This window comes from Eisenbergiella massiliensis (assembly GCF_003435485.1).
This window is the reverse complement of record NZ_QVLV01000035.1, coordinates 37,577-54,490: the sequence shown is the minus strand read 5'-3', so window position 1 is coordinate 54,490 and position 16,914 is coordinate 37,577. Positions and strand designations below refer to the sequence as shown.

Annotated in this window: 18 protein-coding genes; 9 read left to right on the top strand and 9 right to left on the bottom strand. The window is 45.4% G+C overall.

The window, feature by feature from the left end; translation table 11 throughout:
- Positions 1–117 precede the first annotated feature (117 nt).
- Positions 118–1,134, top strand: coding sequence for a LacI family DNA-binding transcriptional regulator (locus DXC51_RS27385; RefSeq protein WP_021635245.1), 1,017 nt, complete (start codon positions 118–120; stop codon positions 1,132–1,134).
- 224 nt (positions 1,135–1,358) lie between these two features.
- Complete coding sequence (locus DXC51_RS27380; protein ID WP_117545840.1) at positions 1,359–1,844, top strand: NADH-quinone oxidoreductase subunit NuoE family protein; 486 nt, start codon at positions 1,359–1,361, stop codon at positions 1,842–1,844.
- Between the two features lie 287 nt (positions 1,845–2,131).
- Here the strand turns inward: DXC51_RS27380 and DXC51_RS27375 are convergent, their stop codons facing one another.
- The 3 genes from DXC51_RS27375 to DXC51_RS27365 form a co-directional block, all read right to left on the bottom strand.
- A complete protein-coding gene (locus tag DXC51_RS27375) occupies positions 2,132–2,374 on the bottom strand; it encodes a hypothetical protein (protein WP_117531464.1) in 243 nt (80 codons plus the stop codon).
- A 62-nt stretch (positions 2,375–2,436) separates the two neighbouring features.
- A complete protein-coding gene (locus tag DXC51_RS27370; RefSeq protein WP_117545839.1) occupies positions 2,437–3,354 on the bottom strand; it encodes an RpnC/YadD family protein in 918 nt (305 codons plus the stop codon).
- A gap of 458 nt (positions 3,355–3,812) precedes the next feature.
- A complete protein-coding gene (locus tag DXC51_RS27365) occupies positions 3,813–4,616 on the bottom strand; it encodes a sialate O-acetylesterase (protein WP_102288577.1) in 804 nt (267 codons plus the stop codon).
- 353 nt (positions 4,617–4,969) lie between these two features.
- On the opposite strand from DXC51_RS27365, the gene DXC51_RS27360 reads away from it, so the two are divergent.
- The 5 genes from DXC51_RS27360 to DXC51_RS27340 all read left to right on the top strand — a co-directional run bounded on the left by DXC51_RS27360 (position 4,970) and on the right by DXC51_RS27340 (position 9,291).
- The gene (locus DXC51_RS27360) at positions 4,970–5,671 is read left to right on the top strand and encodes a lantibiotic protection ABC transporter ATP-binding protein (protein ID WP_117545838.1); all 702 of its coding nucleotides are present in this window, start codon (positions 4,970–4,972) and stop codon (positions 5,669–5,671) included.
- Complete coding sequence (locus tag DXC51_RS27355) at positions 5,671–6,432, top strand: lantibiotic immunity ABC transporter MutE/EpiE family permease subunit (RefSeq protein ID WP_117545837.1); 762 nt, start codon at positions 5,671–5,673, stop codon at positions 6,430–6,432. Before DXC51_RS27360 ends, DXC51_RS27355 begins: the two co-directional genes overlap by 1 nt.
- Positions 6,429–7,160 (top strand): lantibiotic immunity ABC transporter MutG family permease subunit, encoded by a 732-nt coding sequence (locus DXC51_RS27350; RefSeq protein ID WP_117545836.1) that lies wholly within the window; start codon positions 6,429–6,431, stop codon positions 7,158–7,160. The genes DXC51_RS27355 and DXC51_RS27350 overlap by 4 nt, the downstream gene beginning before the upstream one ends.
- A gap of 140 nt (positions 7,161–7,300) precedes the next feature.
- Positions 7,301–7,975, top strand: a complete 675-nt coding sequence (locus DXC51_RS27345; protein ID WP_021635232.1) for a response regulator transcription factor — start codon at positions 7,301–7,303, stop codon at positions 7,973–7,975.
- Positions 7,951–9,291, top strand: coding sequence for a sensor histidine kinase (locus DXC51_RS27340; RefSeq protein ID WP_117545835.1), 1,341 nt, complete (start codon positions 7,951–7,953; stop codon positions 9,289–9,291). Before DXC51_RS27345 ends, DXC51_RS27340 begins: the two co-directional genes overlap by 25 nt.
- Positions 9,292–9,362: 71 nt before the next feature.
- Here the strand turns inward: DXC51_RS27340 and DXC51_RS27335 are convergent, their stop codons facing one another.
- Entirely contained in the window at positions 9,363–9,884 is a 522-nt protein-coding gene (locus DXC51_RS27335; RefSeq protein WP_117545834.1) for a methyltransferase family protein, read from the bottom strand.
- 17 nt (positions 9,885–9,901) lie between these two features.
- A complete protein-coding gene (locus DXC51_RS27330) occupies positions 9,902–10,795 on the bottom strand; it encodes a metallophosphoesterase family protein (RefSeq protein WP_117545833.1) in 894 nt (297 codons plus the stop codon).
- A gap of 259 nt (positions 10,796–11,054) precedes the next feature.
- Between DXC51_RS27330 and DXC51_RS27325 the strand changes: the two genes are divergently transcribed.
- Complete coding sequence (locus DXC51_RS27325; protein WP_025488665.1) at positions 11,055–11,543, top strand: hypothetical protein; 489 nt, start codon at positions 11,055–11,057, stop codon at positions 11,541–11,543.
- A gap of 15 nt (positions 11,544–11,558) precedes the next feature.
- On the opposite strand, the gene DXC51_RS27320 is transcribed toward DXC51_RS27325, so the two are convergent.
- The 3 genes from DXC51_RS27320 to DXC51_RS27310 form a co-directional block, all read right to left on the bottom strand.
- A complete protein-coding gene (locus tag DXC51_RS27320; protein WP_117545832.1) occupies positions 11,559–12,248 on the bottom strand; it encodes an HAD family hydrolase in 690 nt (229 codons plus the stop codon).
- A gap of 30 nt (positions 12,249–12,278) precedes the next feature.
- Positions 12,279–13,055: an alpha/beta fold hydrolase gene (locus DXC51_RS27315; protein WP_117545831.1), complete on the bottom strand. Its 777-nt coding sequence runs from the start codon at positions 13,053–13,055 to the stop codon at positions 12,279–12,281.
- A gap of 152 nt (positions 13,056–13,207) precedes the next feature.
- On the bottom strand, positions 13,208–13,819 hold the full coding sequence (locus tag DXC51_RS27310) for a TetR/AcrR family transcriptional regulator (RefSeq protein WP_117545830.1): 612 nt from the start codon (positions 13,817–13,819) through the stop codon (positions 13,208–13,210).
- Positions 13,820–14,171: 352 nt separating this feature from the next.
- On the opposite strand from DXC51_RS27310, the gene DXC51_RS27305 reads away from it, so the two are divergent.
- Positions 14,172–15,176 carry a hypothetical protein gene (locus DXC51_RS27305; protein ID WP_117545829.1) on the top strand — a complete coding sequence of 335 codons (1,005 nt, stop codon included), beginning with the start codon at positions 14,172–14,174 and terminating at the stop codon, positions 15,174–15,176.
- 206 nt (positions 15,177–15,382) lie between these two features.
- Here the strand turns inward: DXC51_RS27305 and DXC51_RS27300 are convergent, their stop codons facing one another.
- Positions 15,383–16,825: an MATE family efflux transporter gene (locus DXC51_RS27300; protein WP_117545828.1), complete on the bottom strand. Its 1,443-nt coding sequence runs from the start codon at positions 16,823–16,825 to the stop codon at positions 15,383–15,385.
- Positions 16,826–16,914: the final 89 nt, after the last annotated feature.

Genomic DNA, 16,914 nt, shown 5'->3' with positions numbered 1-16,914 from the left:
GCCCGGACCCCCGCAGCCCCCCGTCCCCCTCACAGCCGATGCTGGAAGCGCCGCCCTTGACTTCTGTTAAAAGGCGTATTAAAATTAAATAAAAAATTTAACAGCCAGGAGACCCCAATGGAAATTTCAGCAAAGGAATTAGCCCAACTCATCAACGTATCTCCCGCAACCGTTTCCATGGTATTCAACAACAAACCGGGAATCAGCGAAGCAACCAGGGACCTTGTCTTAACCACGGCGGCCAAATACGGCTACACCCCCAAAAGCGCCCCGCCCGCTTCCGCCTCTTCCAGAGTCATTCAGCTAATCAATTACAAAAAGCATGGAAAAATAGCGGCCGATACGCCCTTCTTTTCCCAGCTGACGGAAGGCATTACCCAGGAATGCCGCCGTCAGAACTGTGTGCTGCATATTTCCTATTTTTATGAAAATATGGATATTTCCGCCCAGCTCACATCACTGAAGGAGGTGGACTGCATCGGCATTCTGCTTCTGGCTACGGAAATGCAAAGGGAGGATTTCAAAAAATTCAGGGATTTTCCCGTACCGATTGTGGTACTTGACTGTTATTATGATGAGTTGAAATACGACTGTGTACTGATCAATAATATTCAGGGAGCTTTCAATGCCACCAGCCACCTGATTAAATGCGGCCATAAAAAAATCGGCTACCTGCGTTCCAATCTGGAAATCAGCAACTTTGCGGAACGCGCCGACGGCTATTATAAAGCGCTGCGTACAAACGGCATCAGCACCTCTCATCCTTACGTCCACGCCATTTCCCCTACGGCCGAGGAAGGCTATCAGGATATGCTGACGGTTCTGGATGCGGATCCGGAGCTGGCGGATGCTTATTTTGCGGATAACGACATCATTGCCGCCGCCGCCATGAAGGCCTTCCGGGAACGCGGCTTCCGGCTGCCGGAGGATATTTCCATTATCGGTTTTGACGATATGCCGCTCTGCGATATGATGGTCCCGTCCCTCTCCACCATGCGGGTCCGCAAGCAGGAGCTGGGCGCCGCCGCCATTGCGCGCCTGATGGACCGGATTGCCGATAACAAAAAGGAATACCTGAAAATCTCCATGTCCACCCAGTTAATCAAAAGAGAAAGCGTCTCCGTTCTTACGTGAGACGCTTCACTTAACATAGCTGTTCAGTTTCTTTACACGATACGTAATGCAATAACCAGTTGTTACACCAGGCATCGACCTGCCTGACAGCCCTATCCATATGATAAAAAGCCATTGCTTTCACCTTTTTAAACCAGCCTGCGTGTAATAGAATGACCTCGCTTAGGAAACACTATTAAACACGCAATACAGATAACATAAAATACAGATGACAGGAAATTTTTATGGAAGCAGATTGGAACTTAACAGAAGCAATCGAATATTACCGAGGTCAGAACGTATCCCAGGATCAGCAGGCTCTCATTGAGCTTTTACGCGAGGTCCAGGCCGAAAACGGCGGCAGCATCCCTGCCTGCGCGCTGGAGGAAATCACCGCGCAGCTTGACATCCGTCCGGCTATACTGACGGCAATTCTCAAACGCTGTCCCGGCCTTCGAACTCAAACTGCACCGCACAGCCTTGAGCTCTGTGCCGGCCCCAGATGCCAAAAACGGGAATGCGCCCGTCTCCATGCTTTTATAGAAAAAAATTATCAGGTGAAAAACGGCGGAATCAGTGCCAAAGGCGGTTTTTCCTACCGCCTCACCGGCTGTATGAAAAACTGTGCAAATGGACCCAGTATGAAATGGGACGGGAAATTATACTCACAGGCCACTCCTGAGCTGCTGCGTTCCCTCATTGAAAAGGGGCAATCGAATACCCCGCGGTAAACAATTGAATATCAAGCTTGCAGCACTGCAAGGCAGCGGTATATTTGGTCTACGCTCCGCTTCGGTCGGTGCAAAACATGTGCCACTGGCACATAGCCCCCCCCTCGCGGCAGTCACCAAATATCCATGCAAGCATGGCTGTCTGGTGCATTGCCCGCGGAAATAAAAAAGTTCTCCCGTATAGTCAAAATGCCGGACATTATGCCCGGCATTCCTTTTGTGAAAAACGGCCTCCCTGGCAGCAAACCTGGGATACGCCATTTTAGCTTTTTAATCAATTTCATAACTCATTGCTGTATATATTTTTCCGCCTGTGCCTTTGACAGAGAAAAAATCTTTATCATTTCACTGACTATCTGTTCCCCAGGCTTACCAACTTCCAGGTTATAGCTTACAAAAGCGTGTATTCCTTCTGCTAACCCTTCCGCCAGCCCAGCTTCCCGTCCATCTTCGTAGCCATCCTCATAAAATTCCTTACTCAGGCTCTTCATCACCTTTTCTTCGTCATATTCCGTTAAAAGCGCATTCATTACCTCTGCCCTCCTCTGACTCAAAAAATGGTATATTCCTCAATATACTCCTCATATGCTTTTCAACAGAAACTTTCCGTGAACTCCGCAAAATTTTTTTCCGCCTGTGCCTTTGACAGAGAAAAAATCTTTATCATTTCGCTGACTATCTGTTCCCCAGACTTGCCAACTTCCAGGTTATAGCTTACAAAAGCGTGTATTCCTTCTGCCACCCCAGCTTCCCATCCATCTTCGTAGCCATCCTCATAAAATTCCTTACTCAGGCTCTTCATCACCTTTTCTTCGTCATATTCCGTTAAAAGCGCATTCATTACCTCTGCCCTCCTCTGACTCAAAAAAACGGCCAATATCCCCTTCTCAATACACAGTTCCATTGCCTTCCGGATCGCTTCCGCCGGTTCCGTAGACTTCAGGAACTCTCTCACGCATCCTATAAATATGGCATATTCCTCTAGCTTCCGGCACCGTCCCATTAATTCCGCATTATGCCCCTCATTAATATTCAGTATACGGACACGTACCTCCAGACAGGCCATATCCTCTCCCTGCATAAACGCATCCGACAGCTTTAAAACCGAAATGTCCGGCAGCTGCTGTTCCCCATTGTAAAAGACAACGTATACCGGCGTAGGAATCTTCAAAAGCCTGGTGGAATAAATTAAACGATCATGGAAGAAGCGTTTATACAGGTCTGAAAAATAAAATAATCCCCGCAACGGCATATTGGGATTAAAGGTGCTCTGATGTTCAAATAAACCCATTCTTCCATCCAGAAGAAAGGAAACATCATTCTTCATCCCCATATAGATTACATCATCCAGTGTGGTGATTTCCAATGCGTCCGGATCCGTATAATCCTTCTGACACAATGCGTTATACAGCTCCAGTAAATCTTTCCGTTCCGAAAATAACATCCGGAACATGCGGTCCTTATACGCCTTCTGGGGCTTGCGGGCCAGTACTGCTTCATTTGTGTGCATGGCAGATTTTCTCCTTGAACCTAAGATTTTTCAGGAAAAAACCGCTTCCGCAAACCAAATCATAATAAAATATCAAAAGGGATTTTTATAAGAATATTATAAAAGAAAGTTTGAAATATAGCAAGATAAAGTAAATAAATCCACAGAAGATGAAATCAGAAATGTTATGTAGAAGAAATTACAGAAGCGATCGCTTCCTGAAAGTAACTCTATTTTGACATTTTTCTATCCATGTGTCAAGCATTTTGGTTTTGACATTTTATAACTTTTATAGACTTAAGACTTTTATAGATTTTGGGCTTTTATAGACTTTGGGCTTTTATAGACTTTGGGCTTTTATAGACTTTGGGCTTTTACAGCTTTATTCTTTTATAGCTTTGTCCCTTTACAGCTTTATGCCTCCACAGCTTTTTTAATTTAACCAGCCAGCCGCAGACGACAGAACCAGGCTCCTGCGTTCACAAGCCTGATTCCATCCTGATATATTCCGCTGTATTTTCACCTGCCTGTATGCCTACTTCATTATATGCCTGCTGATAATAGTGAAACTCATCCTTCATCAGCCCGCGCGCCTTCATTTCCGCAAATTTACGGGACACCATTACCACCTCCGGGATCTTTTGGGCAAGGGCTTCCTGCGCCTGTCTGATATCCTCATAGCTGATTTTCTCCGCACCGTTATATCTTCCAATCCGTATGAGAAAGCATCTCTCCACGCCTTCCATTTTCATACGTTCCCACATTTGCATAAAATAGCTTTGATAATCCCCGGCAGTCATATGATGATCTCCATCTGTCTCTCCCTGGCACCACAGCATAAATGTATGCCGGATAAAAATCCCTTCCTTCTCCAGAAATCTCCTGGCTTTTGCCAGACGCCGCAGCGTATCTGATAAATAAGGTGTGCCAGGCTGCCACTGCAGAATGGATGAGCCGCCCTTGGACGCAGAAACACCCACAATGGGAACTCCCGTTTTCTGATAGCAGGCATTCACAAAAGCTGTAACAAGTGAACCTGTTTTCATATTGCCGTCATTGATCCCATCCTCCGCATTTTCCTGCCTTCCAAACGGTTCCGTCAGCGGATACAGCTTATCCGGGGCCGATATTGCCCGGTATTCATATCCTGCCCCTTCCATAATCTGAGGCGCCGGCTGCGCCCATTTTTCAGAAACAATCCCTCTGCCCGCCATATTTGACTGTCCCATAAATAAGAATAAATCGACTGTTTTACTGTTTTTAATTACGCATTTATTTTCCATCGCTTCTCCGGCCTGCGGAACGCATCTGGCGATGCTCCGTTTTTCTTTTAATTTACCTGATTTCATTTTAAAATGCAACGTTCTCCCGCCATTATTTTCCGCATAAGGAATTCCCTCATAAAAGTGTAGATAAGTCTGAATGGTTACATGCACTTTTCAATACCATAAACTCCGTTGCAGGATCCTGTGCGATTACACTATCCGTACTGCTTCCTAGTATTTTTTCAAAAAAATATCTGCTTCTTTATAAAATCCTTAAAATTAACTGTTACCATAAAAGCACCGAAACAAAGACGCCGCTTCTTTGGGAATACAGTCTATTGCCGGCGGCTGAATAGAAATGGAGGGAAAAGATGTCCGAATATATATTAAAAACCAATCATGTCTTCAAAAGCTTTAAAAAAACCCGTGCCGTAAAAGATTTAACCATGTCTGTCAGAAAAAATTCCGTCTACGGTTTATTAGGGCCGAACGGGGCTGGAAAATCCACTCTGTTAAAGATGATCACAGGTATTATCACACCTGATTCCGGTGAAATACTTTTCAGCGATCACCCCTGGACCCGGAAGGATTTACTAAATATCGGTTCGTTAATCGAATCTCCACCGCTGTATGAGAATTTAACAGCTTTTGAAAATTTAAAAGTGCGGGCAACGCTTATGGGGATTCCTATGAGCAATTGTGATAACGTTTTACAGAAACTGGACCTGACGGATGCCAAAAACAAAAAGGCCTCAGATTTTTCCCTGGGGATGAAACAGAGACTGGGGATCGCATTGGCACTGCTGAATCATCCGAAATTATTGGTCCTGGATGAACCCACAAACGGGCTGGACCCTTTCGGCATTGAAGAATTAAGGTGTATGCTTCGGGAATTTGCGGCGTCCGGGATGTCTGTCATCGTATCGAGCCATATTTTAAGCGAGGTCGCGCAGGTTGCTGATGATATTGGAATCATATACAATGGGTCGCTTCTGTATCAGGATGCAATTGATACGGGTGAAAATCTGGAACGACTTTTTATGGATATTGTGAGGAAGGAGCGTGAGGCCTGATGATTATTACCTATATGAAAGCAGAAAACCTGAAATTCAGGCGTTCCCTGTTCAGGAAACTCATCCTGTTGATTCCGGCAGGTTTAATCTTAATGTCTGTGATTTTTATTTTTATCGGCATTGGCATGGGCGGTTTTTCCAGCTCTGTCGTGTGTAACTGGTGTATGCCCGTTGCCTGCTTATCCGTTACTATTTTATGCCATCTGGCAAATAAAAAAGAGCAAAAGCATGGATACAGGACGCTTTACAGTCTGCCTGTTGACCTGAAGAAAACATTTATTTCTAAAATTATTTTAACTGCGCTTACCCTTTTGATAATATCTCTGTTGCTGTCGTTCATCACTGTGATCTCTGAATGCATGTTTTCAGGCGTCCGGGCAGCACTTGGGCGCAGCGGGCTTTATGCGGCAGGATATTGTTTGCTGTGGCTCTCCTTTTTATGGCAGGTTCCCTTCTGTTTATTTTTGGACCGGAAAATCGGTTTTGTCGGTTCCACATTAATAAATCTGTTTGCATGCGCTTTGGGAGGTTTGTTTTTTTCCCTTACGCCTTTGTTCTGGTTCTTCCCTTATAGCTGGACCGCCAGGTTTATGGTTACCTTATTTGGCGTGCTGCCCAGTGGATTACTGGCGGAAACAGACTCACGTTTGATACTGAGCCCGGGAGGAAGTCTGTTGCTGGTATTGGTTTCCCTGTTGGCCGCGGCAGTTCTTTCCGTCTCATTTTCCTTTTGGTATGAAAGGCAGGTATATCGTAAATGACTGTTATAAGGGAGTTTATTTCCGATTTTACCAAAATCAGACGGACACCTGTTATTTTGCTGCATTTGGTACTGCCGGTCGTGATTACCGCGGTATTTTTAGTTTATTATAAGTATGCGGGATATCATATTATTCCTGATGTGAGGCTGTTTTTTATTATACTGCAGATATGTTTCCCTGTTTTTGCAGGTATTGCGGTGCCGGTTTTGATTAACCTGGATAGAAATATAAGCAATATTCAAAATTCCCTTGGCTTAACGGAAACACGAAAAGGTGTATATTTAGGGAAATTGTTCTTTCTTATGTTTTTGTGTGCTTTAAGTATGATACTATATGAGCTGTGCTTCTATGTGGGAGTCAGATTTTTTCTGGGCATCAGTATAATGGATTATACTTCTTATCTTGTGATGTTTTTAATTTTTTTATTTGGAAATATATTTTTGTATTTATTACACATATTCATTGCTTTCAGACTGGGGGCGGGTATTTCGGTATTCACAGGCATTGCAGGCACAATTTCAGCAGGTTATTTTGAAAACGCGATTGGCGATCAGATTTGGCCGTTCATTCCCTGGGAATGGGGCGTCAGGTTTTTGAAAAAACTCTTTGGATTTTCGAATATTCCTGTTTTTTCCGGGATAATTTCTTTGATAATTATTACTTTGGCTGTTCTTGTTTTGTCGGTACTGTGGTTTGACAGATGGGAAGGCAACATTGTGCAGGAGTAAACATAGAGGAAAACAAGGAGGTAAATCCTCTGCTCGCTCAAGGCTCGCATTTTGCTCCGCAAAACAAGGAGGTAAATCCTCTGCTCGCCCAGGGCTCGCATTTTGCTCCGCAAAACAAGGAGGATTATAAGGAGGATTTGATGTTTAGGGTGTTGGTTGTTGATGATGATCTTGAAATGCTGGCTCTGGTGCGCGCTGCCCTGGAGAAGGACGGGCATCGGGTGGATATTGAGCCGGATGCGGCGGCGGTACAGGCCGAGCGGTGTCAGGCGTATGATTTACTGTTGCTTGATGTGATGATGCCCGGCGAGGATGGCTTTTCCCTTTGCGGCCGTATCCGTGATGAGGTGGATTGCCCCATCCTGTTCTTAACAGCCAGGGCGGAAGATGCTGCCCTTGTGCAGGGCTTTGGCCTGGGCGCCGATGATTATATTAAGAAGCCCTTCAGTATCGCGGAACTGCGCGCGAGGGTAAACGCCCATCTGCGGCGCGAGGCGCGCAGTCCGGTCCGTACCATGAACCGGGGCGGCGTACGTTTTGACATGCAGGCAAAAGAGGCTTTTGCCGGAGAACGCACACTGCCCCTTACCAGGGGCGAATATGCGATCTGTGAACACCTTGCCCTGCACGCGGGACAGGTTTTTACCAAAGAACAATTATATGATGCAGTTTTCGGCTTTGACGCCGGGGGCGATCCATCGGCTATTGCGGAGCATGTCAAAAATATCCGCGCCAAACTGAAGGCCGAAGGATTAAGCCCTGTTGAGACAGTCTGGGGGGTGGGGTATAAATGGCAAAAAAACAGCGTTCTGTAAGTCTTACCTTCGTTCTTCTGCGCTTTGCCGTCGTTATGCTCGGCTGCATGCTGCTGTGCGGCCTGGTATGGATGCTTTGCTTTACGCAGCTTCGAAACGCCGGTATTATTTACCAGGGCTACGTCTCCAATCAACAGACGGAGCGGATTCTGACCGAAGACACAAAAAACTTTATTTCCCCGGGTGCGGATTTTCTGCCCGAATATGCTTTGTTTGCCCCGGACGGTAACGTGTTGGAAAGCAATGTGGAAGGAAAGAAACTGGAGACTCTGAGAGAATTTTTTCTGCAGGCTCCTGATGACGTCCATGTTTCGCGTCGCACCTACGCGGACGGGAGTACCGTTATTATTCAATGGTATTTCAGGTCGGAATTTGTAAATCCGATCCTTCGCAATCTGCTTCCTCCTTTTGAATACCTGTGGCTGGCCGCGCTTGGCGCGGGGTGGGTGTTCTGCCTGATTTTTAATACCCTGCGGCTCCGCCGGCGCCTTGCCGCCAGGCTCAGGCTGTTCGGTGAAGTGAGTGATAGGGTAGGCGCACAGGAGCTGGATTTTACAGTCCCTCATGCGGGCATACGGGAATATGATCAGGCACTGGACGCCATGGAACATATGCGGGAAGCATTATATAGCTCCCTGTCCTCCCAATGGGCGGCCCAACAGGAACGTGAGGCGGAAATAGCCGCACTCGCGCACGATCTGAAAACTCCGCTCACACTGATAGGGGGAAACGCGGAGCTTCTGCTGGATGAAAATTTGCCTGAGAACTGCCAGAGAATGTTAAATACCATCGTATTAAACAGCGACCGTGCAAAACGTTATGTTGCCAGTCTTCTGGAAACCTCATCCGGTACGGACGAAACGTTTGAAAATACCGCCCTGCCCGCCATGTTTGACGAGCTTTGCCTGAGCACAAATGCCCTTGCACAAGCCAGCGGGATTTTTCTGCACAGCCAAAACAGCCTGGAGGGTTCCGCCCGAATACAAAAAGACCATTTGCTTCGCGCTCTCGGCAATGTGGTGCAGAATGCCATCGAGCATACGCCGGAAGGCGGCAGCGTATATCTGGAAGGATGCATGCTGGCAAACGGCTGGCAAATTACCGTGCGTGACGAAGGTCCTGGCTTCAGCAGGGCCGCGCTGCACCATGCGACAGAACGCCTGTGGTGTGATGATACGGCGCGGAGTTCTGACGGACACAATGGACTCGGGCTTTGGTTCGCAGCGCAGGTGGTTACAACGCACAGTGGACAGCTGGAACTGAAAAACTGCGAATCCGGCGGCATGGCTGTCATTAAGTTCCGCAGGAATTTATAAAAATCCAATACCCCGCAACATCAACATCGTTCCCCCTCCTCATAATGTACGCCAAAATTAATCCTAGCACTCTATATATACCGCCTTACCCTTTTCATATACTGCCTGTAGGCATCCCCGAATCTGCCAATGCACCACCGTTCCTCTGAAAGAATAATCCAGTGGGAAGACAGCTGGAATATGATATCGATTCCGCCAAGCAGCACAGAATGCGTGAGCAGGGCACAGCCCATAAACAGTATAAAATATGATAAATACATGGGATTACGTGAGAACCGGTAAAGTCCGTTTTGGTTCAGGCCTTCACCGGATGGGGCTGCAAAATCTATCACTGATGCAGTGCACAGAACCAATCCCAAAAGATAGAACAACGTCCCCGACCAAAATTGCCAGGAAAAATCAATTGGCACTTTAAGAAAAAACAGAACGATAAAAATTGCGGCATTGGAAAGCTGGTATATCCAATATGCCGCAATTTCCTTTCCGGCCATCGGCGCAAAAAAAGCCGCGCGTTTTACCGCAGCCCTGTCCAAATGTGAAAGGACGCCAAACCTTATCAGTAAAAAAGGGATTAGCAGTAAAAATCCATTCATAAATATTTCCTCCCCTATTATCTGGGTAACTTCACAGTTCGGGATAAGACCTTTGGTTCAATGGAAACACCGTTCCATGTCCTGCCTATTTCCGCATCTTCCGGGGTAATTGTGTGATAATGGCCATCCATTCCCGTTATACGCGCCTCTTTATCACTTATTTCAACGAACGCATGCAGCGGCTCCTGATATAAAATCATATTCTTGAGAGAAGGGTATTTTTCATGCGTCTTTGCATCGTAGGCGTACAGTTCCTTCATACCGTGCCAGATATAGGACATGGAGTTGAGTGTAATATATGGAATTCCATTTATTATAGTGCAGCCATCCCCATGATCATGGCCGTTCATGCAGAAAAGAACCTTTCGTTTTTCAAGCAGCGCCCTGACTGCTTCTCTGTTTGCGATTCCCCTGTCTCTAAAATCATTTGCCAGGCTGTGGTGGGAAAACACAACATAATAGCAGTCTTCCGATTCCAGTTCCTGCAAAAGCCAGTCCGCTTCCACCTGCGGAAGCCAGGGATAAGCCTGTTTTGTCTTATCATAATTACGCTTCAGGAAGGGAACGCATTTTTGCCCATCCCGGATATAGCAGGTATTGAGGACGATAAATTTAACGTCGTCAATAAGGAAGGAATAATAGGATGACTCTATTTTCAGAAAATCCATCACTTCTTCAAGCGAATACTGATCCGTATCATGATTGCCGATTGTATGATACACCGGTACGCCGGATTGTTCCAGGGCGTCAATAACTTTTCTGTTTTCAGCGGCCGGATAACACAAATCACCCAGCGACATGATAAAATCAGGATTTTTCAGCCTGACTGCGTCCAGAAACTCCTTTATTCTTCTGTCTCCGTCCGGAATGTGGTCATAGTGCAGGTCCGTAAAAACAGCAAATCGAATCATTTTCCTTCCTCCTGGGATTCAAAAACAAAATTGCGGCAAACGGTATTTTTCATGTATCCTATATTATTTTATCCGCTGACCGACTGAAAAGCCACTCAAAATATGGTATGAAAGTCAGTATCCCTGCCGGTTTGGTTTTTTCTCAGCTTCAGGTATACAGCTCTCTTTTTTGTGCAGGAATTGAGAGGATTGACACAGTAAAGGTCATTAAACTGATAGCAGTACCCACAGCATCCCATACCAAAAAGGAGTATTCAAAATGGCCGATAATCAATTTCCCGCATTCCTTGAAACCATAGATGACAACAGCAAACCTCTCGCTTCCGAAATCAACGATTTTCTTCTGGCGCAGGGCTGCAAATGTGAAATCAAAACAGCAAAAAGCGGCTTTACTGTTTCCTATATCCTGCCGCAGACAAAGAAAACTCTGGCTACCTTCGTATGCCGCAAAACAGGCGTAAAAATGAGGATTTTTCCCCAGGGCTTAAATGTATATGAGAATTTTCTGGAAACTCTCCCGGAAAAGATGAAAAAAGATATCAGAAAAGCATCTCCCTGCAAGCGTCTCATAAATCCGGACGACTGCAACCCGAAATGTATGATGGGCTATGATTTCCATATGGAGGATACCCATTACCAGAAATGCCGGTTTATGGCGTTTATGCCTTCATTAAATGAGGAAAACTATCCTTTTATCAAAGAGTTTCTGGAGAATGAAATCAAGGTTCAAAACCGGGCCCAGGACTAAAGATTTTTTCTCCCACTATCCCCTGCTGACTATCCCTGGCAGCTCCGCGATATCTGTAATATGCCAGTCCGCCTCCTTCATAAGCTCCCACCGCCGCTCCTCCGGTTTGCGTTCCAGATATTCAGTAAAAACCGTTTTCATCCCTGCATTTTCAGCCCCTCGCAATTCATCGGAACCGCCGTCACCGATGAAAATGCTCTGTTCCGGGGTACAATTCATATATTGCATTGCCCTTTGATAGATTCTGACATCCGGCTTCAAAAGCCTTTCGCGGCAGGAAAAAAGCGCCTTATCAAAACAGGAAAACAGCGGGGATTCTTTCCAGTACATACAATCTATCACATCTGCATTGCTGATAAGACAAAGCTTCCAGCCTGACAGCTTCAGCCGCTCCAGCATTTCCAGGATTCTTCCGTCCACATTCATAAGCGCATGCCGCATTCTCGCTTTCCTCTGACGCAGCAGCTCTTTTTTCTGAAAAGGATTAACCCGCATGGGGAGAAGCATTGTAATATCTTCTATGATTTTGCTTTCCTCCGTGACAAATCCGCCGGCCCGTTCAAGGTACAGCGCTTTATCCTCTGCATAGGATTCCCATTCCTCAATGCTCAAACCCAGCACCTCGTTCTCACTCATATCAGGACAGTATTCCGGTTTAATTAATGTAAAGAATAAGTCAAAAAAACAGCAGCCTGCAGTTTCCATACAATTCTCCTGTAGTAATACTCACTTTTTTTACCGTTCTTCCAGAAAAGGCAGAATCAGCTTCAGCCATTCCTCCGGCAGATATACGGATAAATATCCGTGATTATATCCTTTTGCTTCATATATCCTGCAGTGGGGCACCAACTCCCCAAACATCCGGGCCGATTCCCGGACACATTTCATTTCCTTTTCTCCGTACAGGTACATTACCTCCGCATTTGTGCTGCGGACGCTTTCCTTCAGCGTATACTGCATCATATATGTACGGTATACCGCATACAGCGTTTCTTTACGAAGACGCGGCATGTCACGCAGATAATATTCTGCTATTTCCTCCGGATAACGCATGGATGAGGGGAAAAAACGATTCATCACCGCCAGTTGGAAACGGCACGCGTTTTTCCCGAACATCAGCCTCCCGCATAAGCGGACCGTCGCTATGCAGTAACGTGCCATAGCAGGCTGTGGATAACAGATACTACCGTCAATCACCGCCTTTTGGACTAAATTCTTTTTCCGGGACAACAGCTCCATTACGATCTGTCCTCCCAAAGACACTCCTCCCAGCGCAAAAAGATGGCCGCCGCACTTCTTTTCTATATATTCCATCAGCTTATCCGCCGTATCCTCCGTAGAAATATATTCGGTCAGATACTCTTCCCCATGCCCGTCCAGCGTCGGCAGAATGACGTGGTATTTCTCAGACAGGACACGGGCCTGCCTTAAATAATTCCACCAGGAATTTCCGCCTCCATGAATCAGCATGATGTGCGGATTCCCGCAGTCTCCGAACTCATGAAATTTCATTTTTGCTCCAATCTGTGTGTTACAGGCGCTTCCCCATGCAGCGAGAACCTATGCGGCCCATAATTCTTTTTTCCCAGACACACCATCGATCCTATATGTTTTTCCGGTAATATTATAACTCTGCGTTACTCTGAAATATTGCAGGCATTCCATTAATGCGCCTTATAATAAATCCTTCTCCACTGCTTTATAAGTCTCAGAAAATCCTTTTCTATTTCCTCCGCATCAACATCCTGCATGCGGTATCTCCGGCACAGATAACCTTCCGTCGTCCACAAAATTTCCTGATACATCAGCTCCAAATCCACATCCTTCCGAAATACAGAAAGGTCTATCCGTTCAAAAATATGTTTTTCCCCCATCCGTTTTAACTGGGAAAATTCCGGCTGAATACATTTTCTGATTTCTTCCTCCTGCTCATAATAGGCGTTTAAACAAAACGCACCAATATAGGGATACACTCTCGTCAATGAACATTTTACCCGCAGGTTTTTCTCCAGTATTTCAAAAAAATCTGTCGTATCCATGACTCCGAATTCCCGGACAGCATTTCCGGTCAGCTCTTCTGCCTGCTTCCACAGGAAAAGATACAGTTCCTTTTTATTTTCAAAATAGTGAAACAGCAGCGCTTTGGATATGCCGCATTCGTCAGCAATTTCAGACATCGGCGCCTTCTTATAGGAATTCCCGGCAAATACCTTGTAGGCGGCGTTGATAATATGCTGTTGTTTTTCTTCAGGTAACTGAAAGAATTTGGGATTCATTGAATATCCTTTCCTTATATGCCGTCATTCCGGCCTTGTGGACGTCGTTCCGTTTGCAACCTGTAAACAGCTTATACAACTATCTACAGAAACTATGCCGCTGTTAAATGTGTGGAATCCATTAACCGATCTGGTTAATGCGATTATATAGTCGTTGACCGTTTTTGAGAAGACCTTTTCCATAATTTGTTTAATAGAAAAACCAGATCAATTAAAAATTCATACAAGCATCTATGTAATTCGTTGCAATATTCTTTAACAGCATGGATACGGCCCTGAAAGTATAGTATAATTATTTGATTGAAACAAGAAAAGAACATGCGGCCGGATTCATAGCTTTTATGAGGTAAATATGAAAACAATATCCATTGGGATACATAATCCCTGCGTTCCCTGTTCCTGTGCCTGTAAGTATTGTCTTTTACAATCCTGTAAAGAAGCCGAAGGTATTGACTATTACAGGGGAAAAAAATTAGCTGAAAGATTTATTGTCTGGGCAAAAAATAAAAACATAACCCCATTGCCGTTCTATTGCATTTCATACTGTGCCGAGTATCCTCAATTATCGGATAATATCTCTTTTAACAAAGAAAACGGGTTCTTAGGCGCAAATTTTCTTCAGTGCAATGGATTAAAAATCAGAACTCTTTCCGAAACAGATCAATTTATTAAAAATATAAAGTCTGCCGGTATAGAGAATATTGATACCACTTTTTTTGGTAACCCCAAATATCATGATTCTTTTGCAGCAAGAGAAGGTGATTATGATTTCATGCTCCTGCTTGCCAAACGCGCCGCCGCCCTGGATCTAAACTGTTCCCCTACGGTGATTGTAAGCAGGGAAAGCTTAAGCATGTTGGATGAATTATTTGATACTCTGGAAAGTATACCGGGCATAGGCCGGATATATTCCTTCCTGCCGGATTACCGCGGACGGGGTTACCTGATGGAAAAGGCCCGTATTACAGTTCAGGATTATGAAAAATTATCGGATAAAATTAAGAAGACGTTCAACATCAGCCGCTATAAAACGCAAAAGGACTGGCTGTCATCAGGGGTTTTGCCTGAATATACGCAAAGAGCGCTCACCGTCACCTTGCGTAAAGATAACATCGATCAATTTGAAAACATGAGCTGTGACGAGATTATTGCATATGTTGAAAAACTAGATGATGATTACTATAAGGCAATTCCCTCTATCAATGAATTGGCAGAAATATATGGCAATAAGGAAAATGAACAATTATACCGTCTGCGGGATTTGTTCTGGATGTGGCAAAAGAGATATATCCATGAGAATCATATCAGCATATATGATATAACTGACGAAAGATATTGCAATACAATCAGGAGCTAAGCTTAAATATTGCGAATATAAAACCAAAATTCAAAACAGAAGCATTTCCTTATTACAGCAACCTGATATCCGGAATCATACATTATATATCTATTTAAGCGATGATATTATATTTATCCCAAGTACAGAAACAGCGGCACGTCAGACTCTCCCGACATACCGCTGTTATCTTATTATTTTTATTTTACCTCCGGCCGTTTTCCGCCTCAGTTTTCCACCGCCTTTTTCAGCCCTCTGCTCTCCGCCAGTTCTTCCCGGAACTGCTGTACTGCAGCCTTTCCTTCCTCCGTAACCGGCTTAACCCATTTACCGGTCCTGGTATAATAAACCTCAAATACCAGCCGGATCAATTCATCCGTATACAGGAAAGCGAACACTGCCAGGAAAGGCAGATGCAGCACCATGCCGGCAATCCATGTCGCAGGCACACTGATGGTAAAAAGACATACGATTTCCAGCACGGTTCCGAAAATGGATTCCCCGCCCGCGCGGTAGCAGCTGTTCATAATATAATTGCAGGTACGGATGGTTCCCGCCGCCAGATAAATCATAATCATGTATTTTCCATAAAACATGGCTTCCGCCCCCAGGCCGAAAAGACGAAGCAGGGGCGCATTAAAGGTCAGGCCGATGGCACAGATACAGAAGGTAATGGCCGGGCAGAGAAGCGCAAAGCCCTTAACATACTGATAGCCTTTCATATGATGCCCTGCGCCGACCTCCTTGCCCACCACCACGGAGCTGGCATCCGCCAGGCCTCCGAAAAAGGCAAATACAAAGCCCTCCAGCACACGGAAGGCCGCCATGGCGGCAATGGCCGATTCATTCTGTCTTCCGATAACAACATTTATCAGCATCTGTCCGATTCCGTAGAAAAGCTCATTGCAAATGATCGGAAAGCATTTATTCAGATATATTTTCAGGAATCCGTCTCCCCATGCAAACATCTCTCTGAGCTTAAGAACCAACGTATTCTTATCCCGCAGCAGGAAGGTGAGCAGTACAATCAGATTCACGATTCCGGAAACAAGAGTTCCCACCGCTGCACCGGCCGCTCCCATCTTCGGCATGCCGAAACGGCCGTAAATGAGGATCCAGTTCAAAATAAAGTTGGTGATAAGCGCCAGAATGGAGCTGATTAAAGGGGCTTTTACCCTTTCCGTGGAACGCATCAGGAAGCTTATCAGAACCGCAAATACCTGCAGCGGATAAGCAAAACCAACGATCCTTATGTAAGGAATCCCCACCTGGATAATATTCTGCTTATCCGTATAAATCCCCAGCAAAAAACCGGGGCTTGTAGTCGCCGTCACCGCGAAGATAAGCGCCACCGCCAGCATGCAGGTCATGGAAATTCCAAAGGTCTTATTAATCCCTTTATGATTCCCCGCGCCCCAATATTGAGAAAAAAACAGCAGAGAACCGCCCGCAAATCCGAAATAACAGGAGAAAAACAGTGAGGAAATCTGAGAACAGATTCCCACCGCCGCCACCGACAGCTCTCCCTGACTGCCTATCATAATCGTATCTACCATACTTGCCGTTGTAGACAGGAAATTCTGCAGAGCAATGGGCAGGGCAATCGTCACCACCGCCTTGAAAAAAACGCTCCAGTCAACCTGATTCTTTTTTAATGCTTTTCCCCTCATTCTTACAATACCTCTCAATCCAAATTACCAAGTATTTTCCATTATATCGCTCTTTTGCCATATTACAATAGGGGAAATGAAAAAAACAG

What these genes read in the sequence shown, in the direction of transcription:
- DXC51_RS27385 (WP_021635245.1), top strand. Translation starts at nt 118, where the DNA reads ATGGAAATTTCAGCAAAGGAATTAGCCCAACTCATCAACGTATCTCCC.
- DXC51_RS27380 (WP_117545840.1), top strand. Translation starts at nt 1,359, where the DNA reads ATGGAAGCAGATTGGAACTTAACAGAAGCAATCGAATATTACCGAGGT.
- DXC51_RS27375 (WP_117531464.1), bottom strand. Translation starts at nt 2,374, where the DNA reads ATGAATGCGCTTTTAACGGAATATGACGAAGAAAAGGTGATGAAGAGC.
- DXC51_RS27370 (WP_117545839.1), bottom strand. Translation starts at nt 3,354, where the DNA reads ATGCACACAAATGAAGCAGTACTGGCCCGCAAGCCCCAGAAGGCGTAT.
- DXC51_RS27365 (WP_102288577.1), bottom strand. Translation starts at nt 4,616, where the DNA reads ATGGAAAATAAATGCGTAATTAAAAACAGTAAAACAGTCGATTTATTC.
- DXC51_RS27360 (WP_117545838.1), top strand. Translation starts at nt 4,970, where the DNA reads ATGTCCGAATATATATTAAAAACCAATCATGTCTTCAAAAGCTTTAAA.
- DXC51_RS27355 (WP_117545837.1), top strand. Translation starts at nt 5,671, where the DNA reads ATGATTATTACCTATATGAAAGCAGAAAACCTGAAATTCAGGCGTTCC.
- DXC51_RS27350 (WP_117545836.1), top strand. Translation starts at nt 6,429, where the DNA reads ATGACTGTTATAAGGGAGTTTATTTCCGATTTTACCAAAATCAGACGG.
- DXC51_RS27345 (WP_021635232.1), top strand. Translation starts at nt 7,301, where the DNA reads ATGTTTAGGGTGTTGGTTGTTGATGATGATCTTGAAATGCTGGCTCTG.
- DXC51_RS27340 (WP_117545835.1), top strand. Translation starts at nt 7,951, where the DNA reads ATGGCAAAAAAACAGCGTTCTGTAAGTCTTACCTTCGTTCTTCTGCGC.
- DXC51_RS27335 (WP_117545834.1), bottom strand. Translation starts at nt 9,884, where the DNA reads ATGAATGGATTTTTACTGCTAATCCCTTTTTTACTGATAAGGTTTGGC.
- DXC51_RS27330 (WP_117545833.1), bottom strand. Translation starts at nt 10,795, where the DNA reads ATGATTCGATTTGCTGTTTTTACGGACCTGCACTATGACCACATTCCG.
- DXC51_RS27325 (WP_025488665.1), top strand. Translation starts at nt 11,055, where the DNA reads ATGGCCGATAATCAATTTCCCGCATTCCTTGAAACCATAGATGACAAC.
- DXC51_RS27320 (WP_117545832.1), bottom strand. Translation starts at nt 12,248, where the DNA reads ATGGAAACTGCAGGCTGCTGTTTTTTTGACTTATTCTTTACATTAATT.
- DXC51_RS27315 (WP_117545831.1), bottom strand. Translation starts at nt 13,055, where the DNA reads ATGAAATTTCATGAGTTCGGAGACTGCGGGAATCCGCACATCATGCTG.
- DXC51_RS27310 (WP_117545830.1), bottom strand. Translation starts at nt 13,819, where the DNA reads ATGAATCCCAAATTCTTTCAGTTACCTGAAGAAAAACAACAGCATATT.
- DXC51_RS27305 (WP_117545829.1), top strand. Translation starts at nt 14,172, where the DNA reads ATGAAAACAATATCCATTGGGATACATAATCCCTGCGTTCCCTGTTCC.
- DXC51_RS27300 (WP_117545828.1), bottom strand. Translation starts at nt 16,825, where the DNA reads ATGAGGGGAAAAGCATTAAAAAAGAATCAGGTTGACTGGAGCGTTTTT.